The sequence below is a fragment of the Micromonospora sp. NBC_00858 genome, assembly GCF_045207365.1.
In the GTDB taxonomy this organism is placed as follows: domain Bacteria; phylum Actinomycetota; class Actinomycetes; order Mycobacteriales; family Micromonosporaceae; genus Micromonospora.
In genome coordinates this window covers 6,220,838-6,234,448 of the sequence record NZ_CP108828.1, presented here as the reverse complement: position 1 = coordinate 6,234,448, position 13,611 = coordinate 6,220,838, and the positions used below count along the sequence as shown (strand labels likewise).

At 71.9% G+C, this 13,611-nt stretch carries 12 protein-coding genes and 1 tRNA gene; 8 read left to right on the top strand and 5 right to left on the bottom strand.

Annotated elements, in window-relative coordinates:
• Positions 1 to 13 precede the first annotated feature (13 nt).
• Positions 14 to 99: transfer RNA gene (locus OG990_RS29165), tRNA-Leu, on the bottom strand.
• Positions 100 to 306: 207 nt separating this feature from the next.
• On the opposite strand from OG990_RS29165, the gene OG990_RS29160 reads away from it, so the two are divergent.
• From OG990_RS29160 to OG990_RS29125, 8 genes are read left to right on the top strand one after another with little or no spacing between them, the layout of a single operon-like run.
• The gene (locus OG990_RS29160) at positions 307 to 1,095 is read left to right on the top strand and encodes a DUF3662 and FHA domain-containing protein (protein WP_328422143.1); all 789 of its coding nucleotides are present in this window, start codon (positions 307 to 309) and stop codon (positions 1,093 to 1,095) included.
• A gap of 6 nt (positions 1,096 to 1,101) precedes the next feature.
• Positions 1,102 to 1,587: an FHA domain-containing protein gene (locus tag OG990_RS29155; protein WP_074315675.1), complete on the top strand. Its 486-nt coding sequence runs from the start codon at positions 1,102 to 1,104 to the stop codon at positions 1,585 to 1,587.
• The gene (locus OG990_RS29150) at positions 1,584 to 3,056 is read left to right on the top strand and encodes a protein phosphatase 2C domain-containing protein (RefSeq protein WP_386986087.1); all 1,473 of its coding nucleotides are present in this window, start codon (positions 1,584 to 1,586) and stop codon (positions 3,054 to 3,056) included. Before OG990_RS29155 ends, OG990_RS29150 begins: the two co-directional genes overlap by 4 nt.
• A 31-nt stretch (positions 3,057 to 3,087) precedes the next feature.
• Positions 3,088 to 4,578, top strand: coding sequence for an FtsW/RodA/SpoVE family cell cycle protein (locus OG990_RS29145; RefSeq protein ID WP_355601045.1), 1,491 nt, complete (start codon positions 3,088 to 3,090; stop codon positions 4,576 to 4,578).
• Complete coding sequence (locus OG990_RS29140; RefSeq protein ID WP_386986084.1) at positions 4,575 to 6,080, top strand: peptidoglycan D,D-transpeptidase FtsI family protein; 1,506 nt, start codon at positions 4,575 to 4,577, stop codon at positions 6,078 to 6,080. The genes OG990_RS29145 and OG990_RS29140 overlap by 4 nt, the downstream gene beginning before the upstream one ends.
• Position 6,081: 1 nt before the next feature.
• Positions 6,082 to 7,488, top strand: a complete 1,407-nt coding sequence (locus tag OG990_RS29135) for a protein kinase domain-containing protein (protein ID WP_406077805.1) — start codon at positions 6,082 to 6,084, stop codon at positions 7,486 to 7,488.
• On the top strand, positions 7,485 to 9,299 hold the full coding sequence (gene pknB / locus OG990_RS29130) for a Stk1 family PASTA domain-containing Ser/Thr kinase (protein ID WP_406077804.1): 1,815 nt from the start codon (positions 7,485 to 7,487) through the stop codon (positions 9,297 to 9,299). Before OG990_RS29135 ends, pknB begins: the two co-directional genes overlap by 4 nt.
• A 25-nt stretch (positions 9,300 to 9,324) precedes the next feature.
• Positions 9,325 to 10,020 carry a vancomycin high temperature exclusion protein gene (locus OG990_RS29125; protein ID WP_406077803.1) on the top strand — a complete coding sequence of 232 codons (696 nt, stop codon included), beginning with the start codon at positions 9,325 to 9,327 and terminating at the stop codon, positions 10,018 to 10,020.
• Between the two features lie 39 nt (positions 10,021 to 10,059).
• Here the strand turns inward: OG990_RS29125 and OG990_RS29120 are convergent, their stop codons facing one another.
• Genes OG990_RS29120 through OG990_RS29105 form a run of 4 tightly spaced genes read right to left on the bottom strand, consistent with a single transcriptional unit; the run spans position 10,060 to position 13,426 of the window.
• Positions 10,060 to 10,710, bottom strand: coding sequence for an aminodeoxychorismate/anthranilate synthase component II (locus tag OG990_RS29120; protein ID WP_406081929.1), 651 nt, complete (start codon positions 10,708 to 10,710; stop codon positions 10,060 to 10,062).
• A 2-nt stretch (positions 10,711 to 10,712) separates the two neighbouring features.
• A complete protein-coding gene (locus tag OG990_RS29115) occupies positions 10,713 to 11,006 on the bottom strand; it encodes a hypothetical protein (RefSeq protein ID WP_355601035.1) in 294 nt (97 codons plus the stop codon).
• Positions 11,007 to 11,009: 3 nt separating this feature from the next.
• Positions 11,010 to 12,626 (bottom strand): class E sortase, encoded by a 1,617-nt coding sequence (locus OG990_RS29110; RefSeq protein ID WP_386986071.1) that lies wholly within the window; start codon positions 12,624 to 12,626, stop codon positions 11,010 to 11,012.
• Positions 12,623 to 13,426 carry a DUF881 domain-containing protein gene (locus OG990_RS29105; RefSeq protein WP_355601031.1) on the bottom strand — a complete coding sequence of 268 codons (804 nt, stop codon included), beginning with the start codon at positions 13,424 to 13,426 and terminating at the stop codon, positions 12,623 to 12,625. The genes OG990_RS29110 and OG990_RS29105 overlap by 4 nt, the downstream gene beginning before the upstream one ends.
• Positions 13,427 to 13,611 lie beyond the last annotated feature (185 nt).

Below are 13,611 nucleotides of genomic sequence, written 5' to 3'. Positions count from 1 at the left end.
GAGCCCTCGTCGGTGGTGGGGATGGGGGGAGTTGAACCCCCACGCCCTTTCGGGCACACGGACCTGAACCGTGCGCGTCTGCCATTCCGCCACATCCCCGTGGCACGACCCGGAACACACTAGCTGCCCCGGACCCGCTGTCTCCAGCAGGCCCCGGAGATACTACGCTGTTCCAGGTGTTCGCCACGAGCGGTTACCGTTCGTGGCGGACGAAAGAGTAGCACGGTAGTTCCGGCCCATCCGAACGGGCCGGTAGCAGGCGGCCGAGCGGCGTGTGAGCTGCGCGCGCGCCGGCCGGATACCATCATGTCCTCGGGACCCGAGGAGGAGCCGGTGAGCGTGCTGCAACGCTTCGAGAAGCGTCTGGAAGGCCTGGTCGAAGGGGCTTTCGCCAAGGTCTTCAAAGGGGTGGTCCACCCCGTGGAGATCCTCAACGCCATGCAGCGGGAGGCCGAGGCGCACAAGGCGATCCTGGCCGGTGGGCGCACGTTGGTGCCCAACCGCTACGTGATCGATCTCTCGCCGTTCGACCACAGTCGGCTGGCGCCGTACGCCGCCGCGCTGGCCCAGGAGTTGGCCCAGTCGCAGGCGGAGTTCATCGGCGAGCAGGCCTGGACGGTCTACGGCGACGTGATCGTCGAGATCGAGCGGGGCGAGGGCCTGGACACGGGCATGTTCCGCGTCACCGCCGAGGTCTACACCGGCGGCGAGGTCGCCCCGGTGTCGGCGCCCGGCTACGACGCCGGCCCGCCCGCCTACCCCGCGTACGACCAGGGTGGTGGCTACGGCCCGCCGCCCGGGCACGGTGGCACCCGCAACGTCCGGCTGGTCTCGGGCGACGGGCGCACCTATCCCCTCCAGATGGGGTCGACGGTGATCGGTCGCGGCGACCAGGCCAACCTGCGCCTGCCCGACGTCGGCATCTCCCGGCGACACGCCCGGCTGGATTTCGATGGCGGACAGGTCGTGCTGACCGATCTGGGGTCGACCAACGGCACCATGGTCAACGGCCAGCGGGTCTCCGCCGTCGCCCTCAACCCCGGCGACATGGTCCAGCTCGGCACCACGACGCTGACCTTCCGCGTGGACGGCTGACCCGCCTTGCCGGAACTGGTCATCACCGTTGCCCGGTTCGGGTTCCTGATCCTGCTGTGGATCTTCGTGTTCACGGTGGTCGGGGTGATCCGCCGGGACCTCTTCGCGGGTGCCCGGTCCGGTCGTCTGGTGGCCGCGCCGCGCGCGGTGGGCGCCTCGACGGGGCAGGCGGCCAAGCCGGCGAAGGTGAAGCGGGGCCGGGCGGCTCACCAGCTGGTCGTGACCGCCGGTCAGCTGGCCGGCACTCGGATCACTCTCGGTGAAGCGCAGATCACCATCGGTCGTGCCGAGGATTCCACCCTGGTCATCACCGACGACTACGCCTCCGCGCGGCACGCCCGGCTCGTGCCGCGCGACGGGCAGTGGTTCGTCGAGGACCTCGGCTCGACTAACGGCACGTACCTCGATCGCGCTAAGGTCACCGGACCAACCCCCGTCCCCCTCGGCGTGCCGATCCGGATCGGCCGCACTTCCCTCGAATTACGGCCATGACTCTGACCCTGCGCTATGCGGCCCACAGCGACCGCGGTCTGATCCGAGACGGCAATCAAGACTCCGTCTACGCCGGGCCGCGGCTACTCGCCGTTGCCGACGGCATGGGCGGCATGGCCGCCGGTGACGTCGCCAGCAACATCGTCATCGGTGCCATGGCGCCGCTCGACGAGGACGTCCCAGGGGACGCTCTCGTCGACGCGTTGCGTTCGGCCGTGGGCACCGCCAACCAACAACTCCGCGACACGGTGGAGGCCAACCCGCAGTTGGAGGGGATGGGCACCACGCTGACGGCGACCCTCTTCTCCGGCAGCAAGCTGGGGATGGTCCACATCGGCGACTCGCGGGCCTATCTGCTGCGTAACGGCGAGTTCGCGCAGGTCACCAAGGACGACACGTACGTCCAGATGCTCGTCGACGAAGGCCGGATCAGCGCCGAGGAGGCGAGCAGCCACCCGCAGCGGTCGCTGCTGACCCGGGCACTGGACGGCCGGGACATCGACCCTGAGTACTCGGTGCGCCAGGTGCTGCCCGGCGACCGGTACCTGATCTGCAGCGACGGCCTCTCGGGCGTGGTCAGTGCCGACACCATCGGCGAGACCATGCGCGAGTACACCGACCCGCAGCAGTGCGTCGAGCGGCTGGTGCAGCTCGCGCTGCGCGGCGGCGGTCCGGACAACATCACGGTGATCATCGCCGACGCCACCGATCACGACATCGTCGAGGCGACCCCGATCGTTGGCGGCGCCGCCGCCCGCGACCGGGGCATGGCCACCTCCGCCGACGACTCGACCCCGGCCGCCCGGGCCTCGGCGCTCTCCGCGCCGCGCCCGTCCGTGCCCGAGGAGCCGGCGGCCACGGACGACGAGCCGGAGCGGCCGAAGCGCCGACCGGTGCGGACCACCGCCATGGCGCTGGCCCTGCTGGTGATCATCGGTGGCGGGGTCTTCGCGGGCTGGACCTACACCCAGCGGCAGTACTACGTGGGTGCCACCGAGGAGGGCCAGGTCGCCGTCTTCCGGGGCATCCAGGGTCAGATCGCCGGGATGGACCTCTCCAGCGTGCACCGCACCAGCGGCACGCGGCTGGACGACCTCACCGTGGCGGCGCAGGACACCGTCAAGGTGGGCATCCGGGCCAAGAGTGAGCCGGACGCCGAGCGCCAGCTCGCCGAGCTGACCAGCGACACGCCGAGCAACCCCAACCTCAAGCCGCTCTGCCCGGCCGACCCGACTGCGGTGGGCGGCACGCCGACGCCGACCCCGAGCCCGGTCGGGGCGACCCCGGCACCGAACGGCAGCCCCAGCGCCGGCGCGTCGGCGACCCCCAGCGGGGTCGTCAGCGCGAGCCCGACAACCGGTGCCACCGCTGCTGTCGGTGTGACCGGTCCGACCACCACACCCGACGCCACGCCCTCCGACTCGGCCCCGCCGGCGCTCGACCCGGCCGGTTGCCGGTCTCCCGAGTGAGCGTCGGCTGAGATCCCGAGGAATCCCACCCGTGACCGTAGCGGCCACACCGGCACCCTCGCCCGCCACCACGGGCGGGCAGTCCGGCGTACGCCTGGCCCGGTCCCGACGCAACGCTGAGCTGTCCCTGCTGCTGCTAGCCATGGTGCTGGTGGCCGCTTACGGGGCGACCGTCGAGGCGAACCTGCTGGACACGGTCACCCCGGACTTCTGGATGCCCGCCGCCGCGCTCGGCGCGGTCTTCCTCGGCCTGCATCTGGTCATCCGGTTCCTCGCCCCGTTCGCCGACCCGGCGCTGCTGCCGGCGGTGGCCCTGCTCAACGGCCTCGGGGTGGGCTTCCTGCGCCGGATCGACCTGGGCGAGGCCGCCCCGGTCGACCGGGAGACTCTGGCGATCTTCGCCGGCATCGGCGGACGGCAGCTGGCCTGGACGCTCGCCTCGGTGATCCTCGCCGCCGGCCTGCTCGCCATCATGCGTGACCACCGTTCGGTCTCCCGGTACGCGTACACCCTGGGGTTGGCCGGCATCGTGCTGGTGATGCTCCCGGCGGTGCTGCCGAGCAGCATCTCCGAGATCAACGGCGCCAAGCTGTGGATCCGGATCGGTGGCTTCTCCATCCAGCCGGGTGAGTTCGCCAAGCTGGCGCTGCTGGTCTTCTTCGCCTACTACCTGGTGCGCAAGCGCGAGGTGCTGTCGCTGGCCAGCCGGCGTTTCCTCGGCATCGACTTCCCGCGCGGGCGCGACCTCGGCCCGGTGGTCGTGGTCTGGCTGATCAGCCTCCTGGTGCTCATCTTCGAGAAGGACCTGGGCACCTCGCTGCTCTACTTCGGCATGTTCGTGGTGACGCTGTACATCGCCACCGAACGGGTCAGCTGGCTGCTGATCGGCCTGGTCCTCTTCTTCGGCGGTGCCTACCTCGCCTACGTTCTCGGCGAGATGGTCGGCGGACCTTTCGCTAACTTCTACGTCCGCGCGGAGATCTGGCTGGATCCGTTCGCCGACCCCACCGACAAGGGCTACCAGCTCGTCCAGGGCCTGCTCGCCCTGGGCACCGGCGGGCTCTTCGGTGCCGGGCCGGGCGGTGGTCAGCCGGAGATCCTGCCCGAGGTGCAGAACGACTTCATCTTCGCCGGCATCGGCGAGGAGGTCGGCCTCTTCGGGCTCTCCGCGCTGCTGGTCGTCTACCTGCTGATCGTGGAGCGGGGGCTGCGTGCCGCGCTCGCGGTGCGGGACTCGTTCGGCAAGCTCCTCGCCGGCGGTCTCGCGTTCACCCTCGGCCTGCAGGTCTTCGTGATCGTCGGCGGGATCAGCGGGCTCATCCCGCTCACCGGTCAGACCACCCCGTTCCTGTCCGCCGGTGGTTCGTCACTCATGGCGAACTGGCTGCTCATCGCGGTTCTGCTGCGGGTCTCCGACGGAGCCCGTCGGCCGGTCACCGGGGCTGGCGGCAAAGCCGCCCGGCCCGCCGGCGGCCCGCCCGAGCAGCTGCACGGTGCCCCCACGGAGGTGATCAAACCGTGAACGCACCCCTGCGCCGCGTCGGCGTCGTCGTCATGGTCCTGTTCGGCCTGCTCTTCGCGAACCTCAACTGGGTTCAGGCCTACAAGGCCGACGAGTACCGCACCAGCGACTACAACGGCCGGGTCCAGGTCGCCGAGTATGACCGTAAGCGCGGCAACATCGAGGCCGGCGGCACGGCGCTGGCCACCAGCAAGGAGACCACCGGCAAGCTGAAGTTCCTGCGCACCTACCCGGGCGGTGCCAAGTACGCGCAGGTGCTCGGCTACAAGCCGGTCAACCTGGCCGACACCGGCATCGAGCGGGTGGAGAACGACTTCCTGGCCGGCACCAGCGACCAGTTGTTCGGCGACCGGTTCAAGGACATGTTCACCGGCGACCAGACCGCTGGCGGCAACGTGCTGCTGACCCTCTCCAAGCGGGCCCAGGACGTGGCGTACGACCAGATGCGCAACAACCAGCAGGGGGTGAAGAGGGGCGCGGCGATCGCCATCGACCCGCGCACCGGGGCGGTGCAGGCGCTGGTCTCCATGCCCAGCTTCGACCCGAACCCGCTGGCCAGCCACAACACCAACGAGGCGGCCGCGGCGTACAACAAGCTGGAGCAGGACCCGGACGGCCCGCTGAAGAACCGCGCGCTCGGCGAGACGCTGCCGCCGGGCTCCACCTTCAAGATCGTGGTGGCCGCGGCCGCGCTGGAGAACGGGATCAGCAAGAGCACGCCGATCGCGGCCGGCTCCAGCTACACCCCGCCCACCTCCGGCGAACCGATCCGCAACGCTGCCCCGTCGATCTGCCCGGAACCGCAGGTCACCCTGCTGGAAGCGGTCACCGAATCGTGCAACACCGGCTTCGCCCAGCTCGGCGTACGGCTCGGCGCCAACACCATCAAGGAGAAGGCCCGGCAGTTCGGCTTCGAGCAGGACGACCTCACCGTCGGCCAGCTCGGCGAGGGCGGTCTGCCGACGGCGGCCAGCCGGACCGGCAGCATCCAGAACGCCGACGGCGGGGATGACCCGGCCGCGCTCGCCCAGTCCTCGATCGGCCAGCGGGACGTCCGGATGACCCCCCTCGAAGGCGCCATGATCGCCGGCGCGGTCGCTTACGAAGGCAAGCAGATGCGGCCGTACCTGGTGCGGCAGCTGCTCGCTCCGGACCGCACCACCAGCTACTACACGGCCAAGTCGCGGGAGCTGCGCCAACCGGTCAGCCCGCAGGTCGCCGGCGATCTGCGCGAGATGATGGTCAGCGTGGTCCAGAAGGGCACCGGCCAGAAGGCGGCGATCAGCGGCTACACGGTCGGCGGCAAGACCGGCACCGCGCAGTCGGCCCCGGACCGGCCCGACCACGGCTGGTTCATCGGCTTCGCGTTGGACAAGAACGGCACCCCGGTCTCCGCGGTGTGCGTGGTTCTGGAGCAGGCCGGCAGCGGCGGCAGCGCCGAGGCGGCCCGGATCGGCGGCCAGATCATGCGGGCCGCCATCGCCGACCCCGGGGGTCGCTGACATGCTCAGCCCCGGCGTCCAGCTCGGCAACCGCTACCGTCTCGACGAGCGGATCGCCAGCGGCGGCATGGGCGACGTCTGGCGCGGCACGGACCAGGTGCTCGGCCGCACGGTCGCGGTGAAGAGCCTGCTCCCCGCGCTGCTCGACGACCCGGACTTCGCCGAGCGGTTCCGCGGCGAGGCCCGGACCATGGCCACCATCAACCACCCCGGCGTCGTGGACGTCTACGACTTCGGCAACGACCAGCAGATCGCCTTCCTGGTCATGGAGTACGTCGAGGGTGACGCCCTGTCATCCACGCTGAGCCGGGTCGGCCGGCTCACGCCGGCCCGGACGATGGCACTCGTCGCGCAGGCTGCGGACGCCTTGCACGCCGCGCACGAGAAGGGCATCGTGCACCGCGACGTGAAGCCGGGCAACCTGCTGGTCCGGCCGAACGGCACGCTCGTGCTCACCGACTTCGGCATCGCCCGTTCCGACCTGGTCGGCCAGCTCACCGCTGCGGGTTCGGTGCTCGGCACCGCCTCCTACATCTCACCGGAGCAGGCCACCGGTGGGGTGGCCACCCCGGCGTCCGACGTGTACGCGCTCGGCGTGGTCGCCTACCAGTGCCTCGCCGGGCGGCGACCGTTCGAGGGCGACAACGCGCTCGACATCGCCATGCGGCACGTCCGGGAGACGCCCCGGCCGCTGCCCGCCGACATCCCGCCGCAGGTCCGGTCGGTGGTGGAACGGGCGCTCGCCAAGGATCCGGCCGCCCGCTGGCCCAGCGCCGCCGCCCTCGCCGGGGTCGCCCGTCAGCTCAAGGCCTCGCTCTCCCAGCAGGCCAGGGCCGGCGGCCACCCCGGGCCGGTCTCCGGGGCGCCGTCCTCGCCCGCCGCGCCAGGCCGGGCCCAGGTGCCGCAGTCGCAGCACCTTCGCCCGCCGGGCGCTCCGCACCGTCCGCCGGCCGGGCAGCGACCGACCGCGATCGCGCCGGCCCAGCAGCCCCGCCCCACCGCCGTCGCGCCGGCCGTCCCGCACGCCCGGCCGCCGGTCGCACCGACCGGTTACCCGCGCGGCGCCGCGGCGGTGCCGCCAGCGCAGACCCGGCAGGAGCACCCGCCGGCGTACGCCCGGCAGGCCGGCCCGGCGCTGTCACCCGATTCCCGCCGGTCCCGGCCCGGGATGGTGCTTCTCGCCATCCTGCTGGCCGTACTGGTCCTGGTCTGCTCCGGCGTGATTTCCTACAACCTACGGAAGCAGACGCAGGCCGGCGAAGCCGGTGCGCTGGCTCCGCACACCGCGACGTCCGGCGCACTGCGGCACGGACGCGACGATGCGACCCGGACGTCGTACCGTCTTGAGGTACGGCTCCAGCCGGGCGACGGCGGGACGACGACGAGCGAAGGACGACAGACGCGATGACAGCGCAGGCCCGCCTGCTCGGTGGCAGGTACCAGGTCGGCGAGCTGCTCGGCTACGGCGGCATGGCCGAGGTGCACCGCGGTCGCGACCTCCGGCTCGGTCGGGACGTCGCGATCAAGATGCTCCGCACCGACCTCGCCCGGGACGCGACGTTCCAGATGCGGTTCCGTCGGGAGGCGCAGAACGCCGCCTCGCTCAACCACCCGGCGATCGTGGCGGTCTACGACACCGGCGAGGAGACCGCGCCCACCGGTGAGACGCTGCCGTTCATCGTCATGGAGTTCGTCAACGGACGGACCCTGAAGGAGGTGCTCGGCGCCGAGGGCCGGTTGCAGCCCCGCCGGGCGCTGGAGATCTGCGCCGACATGTGCGCGGCGCTGGAGTTCAGCCACCGGCACGGCATCATCCACCGGGACATCAAGCCGGGCAACGTCATGCTCACCCAGACCGGCCAGGTCAAGGTGATGGACTTCGGCATCGCCCGGGCGCTGGCCAGCGGCGCGACCACCATGACGCAGACCAGCGCGGTGATCGGCACGGCGCAGTACCTCTCCCCGGAGCAGGCACGTGGCGAGGCCGTGGACGCGCGTTCCGACGTGTACGCGGCCGGCTGCGTGCTCTTCGAGCTGGTCTGTGGGCACCCGCCGTTCGTCGGGGACAGCCCGGTCAGCGTCGCGTACCAGCATGTGCGGGAGACGCCGCCGACGCCGAGCGACATCAACCCGGACGTCACCCCGGCGGTCGACGCCATCGTGCTCAAGGCGCTGTCGAAGAACCCGCTCAACCGCTACCAGAGCGCCGGCGAGATGCGCGCCGACCTGCTCCGCGCCGCCGCTGGCCGGCCCGTGCTGGCCACCCCCGTGCTGCGCGAGGCGGAGACCGTGGCCATGGCACCCGCCGGCGGCGGGGGCGGCTATCCGCCGGGTGGCGGTGCGCAGCAGACCCGGCAGATCCCGGCCCGGGTAGGCGACCCGCGCCAGCGCAAGGCGTCCTCCTGGCTGATCGCCATGTTCAGCGCGGTCGGAGTGCTCGCGGTGATCGCCCTGGTCGCGGCCCTGCTCTGGAGCCAGCAGCAGGGCAAGGACCTGAAGTCGGTCCCCACCCTCACCGGCAAGACCCAGGACGCCGCGATCACCGAGATCCGCAACGCCGGCTTCCAGCCGCAGGTGGGCGAGTCGGTCCTGAGCAGCACCTGCACGGAAGGCCTTGTGGTCAACCAGAGCCCGCAGCCGGCCACCCGGCTGAAGGAGGCCAGCACGGTGACCATCGAGGTCTGCGGCGGCAAGCCCGAGAAGGCGATCCCCAACGACCTTGTTGGCTCGAAGTTCGAATCGGTGGAGAGCCGGCTGAAGAAGGAGGGCTTCAAGGTCAAGCCCAAGCCGGTCGACAGTGACGAGAGCGAGGGCATCGTCCTGGACGTGTCGCCCACCTCGGGGACCCGGGTTCCCGAAGGCGCGGAGGTGACCGTCACCTACTCGAAGGGCAACGTCCGCGGGGTCCCGGACGTTCGTGGATCGACGCAGAAGGCGGCCGAGGAGGAGTTGAAGCGCGCGGGCTACAAGGTCGAGGTCGACCTGGGCGAACTTGTACCGGCGGCGGAGGCGGGCAAGGTGACCGACCAGAGCCCCGAGCCGGGCAAGCAGTTGGCCCAGGGGAAGACCGTCACGATCGTGGTCTCTCAGCCGGAGCCGGTCGACCCGACGCCAACCACGCCGGTGACGCCGACGCCGACGCCGACCGGCACGCCGACCGGCAACGGGGGCGGCTCCGGTCTGCCGTTCATCCCGCCGAGCCGGCTTCCCGAGGAATAGGCCGGGTGTTCCCGGGTCCATCGGTATGAGTGTCGCCGGCTCTCCCGGTGCCGCCCGGGCCAGCCGGTGGCCTCGACGCCTCAGGCGCGCGGCCGTCCTGGGCTCGGCCGCGCTGTTGCTCGCCAGTCTTCCGTGGCTGTGGACGACGATTGCCGCACGCGGCCATGTGTACGACGAGGCCGACGCGCCGGCCGTCGACGTCGTGATCGTCCTCGGCACCGCCGTGGCGCCCGATCGACGTCGACCGGGGGGCCGGTTGGCCGGCCGCCTGGAGACCGCCGCCGAGTTGGTGACCAGCGGACGGGCCCGGGTGGTCCTCGTGTCGGGCGACGGGGGCGGTACGTCAGGTGACGAGCCGGCGGTGATGACGTCGTACCTGACGGAGCTCGGTGTCGATCCGCGTCGCGTGGTGGCCGACCCGTTCGGCCTGGACACCTACGACAGCTGTGCCCGGGCGCGTGAGGTGTACGGCGTCGAGCGGGCCCTGATCGTGACCCAGTCCTACCACCTGTCGCGGGCCGTGACGCTGTGCCGACATCTCGGCCTCGATGCCGACGGAGTGACCGCTCGCTGCACCGGCTGCGGGCCGGCCCTGCTCGTCGAGAAGTCGGTCCGGGACTACTTCGCCAGTGGCAAGGCGGCGTGGGACGCTGTCCGGCGCAGGCCGCCCGCGGTCCATTCACCCGTCAATCCGGCCGTGCAGGACGCGCTGAAGGTCTGAGCGAGCGCTGAGAGACCGCACATACGGTCCGGGGAGGCCTCAGGTGGTGGCGAAGGCGGCGCGGCGGCGGGCGTCGACCTCGGCGGCGAGTTCCGGGGCGCGTTCCAGCGCCTCCCGGTAGCCGCAGGCGGCGAGCCAGTTGGCCAGCATCAGGTGACCGCCCTCGGTGAGCACCGACTCCGGGTGGAACTGCACGCCCTCGATCGGCAGCGTCCGGTGCCGCATCGCCATCACCACGCCGGAGCCGGTCCAGCCGGTGACCTCCAGCTCGCCGGGGAGCGTCTCGGGCAGCACGGCCAGCGAGTGGTAGCGGGTGGCGGTGAACGGGTCGGGCAGCCCGGCGAGTACGCCGACGGAGTGGTGCCGTACCTCGGAGGTCTTGCCGTGCAGCAGCTCGGGGGCGCGGGTCACGGTTGCCCCGAACGCCTCGCCGATCGCCTGGTGGCCGAGGCAGACGCCGAAGATCGGCAGCTCGCCCGCGTACTCCCGGATGACGTCCAGGCAGATGCCGGCCCGGTCGGGGCTGCCCGGCCCGGGTGAGAGCAGGATGCCGGCCGCGCCCATTCTGCCCACCTCGGCGACGTCGATCTCGTCGTTGCGGCGGACCTCGCAGTCCACCCCGAGCTGGCCCAGGTACTGCACCAGGTTGAAGACGAACGAGTCGTAGTTGTCGATCACCAGGACGCGCATGGTCACCTGTTCGGGGAGGATGGCGCGGGGTTGTTCTGGTCGGTGTCGTAGGGCAGCTCGTGCTCGTCGCCGGCCGGGGTCTCCCCGGTCTCCCCGGTCACCGCGTCACCGCCGCCCGGGTCTCCCGGGACGCCGGAGTCCTGGGTGACCTGCACATCGTCGAAGGGCAGCAGTGGCTCGGCCCACGGGAAGGCCACATACCAGAGCAGGGCCACCGCGGCGGCGGCGAGCAGCACCGAGCCGGTCAGCTTGCCGGCCAGGCCGAACGGCAGTTTGCGCCAGATGAACGCGTACATCGGTCAGCCCCCCAGCTCCGCCGGGCGGCCCGCCGACTTTGGTTGGGTCCGGTCCAGCTCAGCGTGGATGATCAGGCGCTGGTAGTTGTCGAACTTCGGGTTGCAGGTGGTCAGGGTGAGCATCCGCTTGGTCGGCTTCTTGTCCGGTTCGCCGGGTACCGGGGCCACCACCTCGACCTGGGTCGGCTTGACGATCCGGGACTGCGACACCCGGTAGACGTACCAGTCGGTCTTGCCCTCGACCACGATGGCGTCGCCGTCGTTCAACTCGTCCAGCCGCCAGAAGGTCGCCCGGTTGCGGTGGCCGGCGACGGAGAAGTTGCCGACCTGGCCGGGCAGCGCGCTGGTCGGGTAGTGACCCGGGGCGTACCGGATGTCGGCCTGGGTGACGCCCTCGACGACCACCCAGTTCTTGTCGAGCTTGGGGATGTAGAGCCCCGCGATCGGTTTGCCGCGCACCGGTGGTGACGGTTTGACGCTGGGGGCGGCGGCTGACGGGACGACCGTCGGGTCGTCGGTGGGGCCCCACGCCTGGGCGAGCTCCTGGCTGAGGTCGTTCTGGTGGGCGTCGACGATGGCCGACTTGCCCCAGACCTCGTAGCCGGCGAAGAGCAGCACCACCAGGCCGAAGGTGATCAGGACCTCGCCGGTGACCCGGATGCCGGAGCGCAGTCGGGAGCCGAGCGACGGCCGGGTGAGCTCCGAGTAGACGCTCTTGTAGCCCTCGCCGGTCTGGTGCGGCCGGAGTTGGACCACCCGCTCGCCACGTCGAGGCCGGGGCGGCTCGGCGGCGCTGTCCTCGGCACCGGCCGGCTCGTCGGGGGTCGCCGTGCGGGGGACGGCACCCATCAGCGCGGTGGAGTCCATGGCCGGCGGGCGGGTCGAGGGCCTGGCGGGCACCGCCGGGATCAGCTGGGTGGCGGCCGGGTCAGCGGCGCGATCCGGTGCGGCCGGAGAGACCGGGGCTGCCGGGGAGCCGGTCGCCCGCGCGGGACCGGGGCCGATCTTGGGAATGAACGCGGTCGGCGCGTCGCCACCCGACGGGGCCGGGCTGCGGGGAGCCACCGGCGGGGTGGGGGTAGCGGGGGTCGGCGGCCGGGTCGGGGCGTTGCCGGGGGCAGCCGGCCGGACCGGTCCCTGGCTGGGTGTGGTCGGTCGACCGGGGACGGCGGGAGGATGGCTGGACCCGCCGACGGGCGAGCCGAGCCCAGCGGCTGCGGCACCGGGCCAGGGCGGCGGGGCTTCGGCGCCCGGGTGGCCCGGGGCGCGCTGCGGGTCGGGTCGGGTCGCGCTCGGCTGGGCCGGGCGCTCGCTGCGCGGAGGGCGCTCGGTGCGGCTGGCCGGCGGCGGGGCCGACCGGTCGTCCCGGGAGGAAGGACCGGCGGCAGCCGGCGGCTCGGGGGCGGCCGGCGGGCGGGTCGCGCGGGATCGGGTGGGCAGCACGGGATCGGGCCAGTTGCCGGTGGCGCCAGGCCGGCCCGGTGTCGGCTCAGGCTGGTCGGGCGTCGGCTCAGGCCGGCCCGGTGTCGGCTCGGGCCGGTCGACCTTGGGCAGGAACGCCGTCGGCTCGTCGGCCTGGTCCCGGTGTCGCCCGTCGCGCCGCTCGTCCGGGCCGCTCATTCGGGCACCGTCGCCGAGCGCAGGGCGGTCGAGTCCTCGAACGCCGGGACTGTCACCGTGGAGGCGAACTCCTTGTAGCCGAGCTGGTAGTCGTCGACTGCGTCCTTGAACAACCGGACTCCCTCAGAGCTGGCGAGGGCCTGCTGGAGGGCAGCGGGATCGCCGATTGCTACGATCTTGAACGGGGGGGAGTACACCCGACCATGTAGCAGCAGGGTGTTACCGACGCAGCGTACCGCGCTGGTGGCGAGCACGCGGACGTTCATGATTGACATGGCCTCCGCTCCGCCTGCCCAGAGCGCGTTGACCACGGCCTGTACGTCACCCTGGTGCACCACGAGGTCGTCGTTGCTGGCGTCCGAGGGCGTCTTGTCGCTGCGGCGCGGAGCGTCGTCCAGCTCCACCGTCACTCCGGTGCCGGTCAGCGCGGTGAACCCGGCGGCCTGGAGACTGCCCACGCCGCGCTCCTGCTGGGCCTTGATCGGGCCGTCCGAGTCGGCCAGCGCGTCGGTCCGTTGCTCGACCTCGCCGCGCAGTGTGGCGGCACGTCGCTCGCTCGCCGCCACCTGCTCGCGGCGGTCCTCGATGAGTTGGTTGAGCTGGGGCCGCCGGTCCTCACGCAGCGCGGTGCCGCCGGCGGTGGTCGCGGTGGTGGTGAAGAGCAGTCCCGCCGCGGCGGCGATCAGGGGCACCCCGATCGACCAGCCCGGTCGGCGTTGACGCGGCCGCCGGGGCAGCAGCCCGGCGCCAGCCCGTCGGAGGACCTTCTGCCAGGAGGCTGCGCCGGATGTGTACTCCACCGAGCGTTCCTTCCGCGTGTCGGGGATCGTCCGCCCCGGCAGGGCCGGTGATCCGAACAGTCCCGCCTTTTTCGGTCACTCCGTGCACCGGCCTGACCCCATTCGTGGTCGAGGCGGGCGTTCGGGACTACGCTAGCTTTCGAACATTATTGGCCATGGACCGTCGCCCCTGCGCCCGGTTGTCA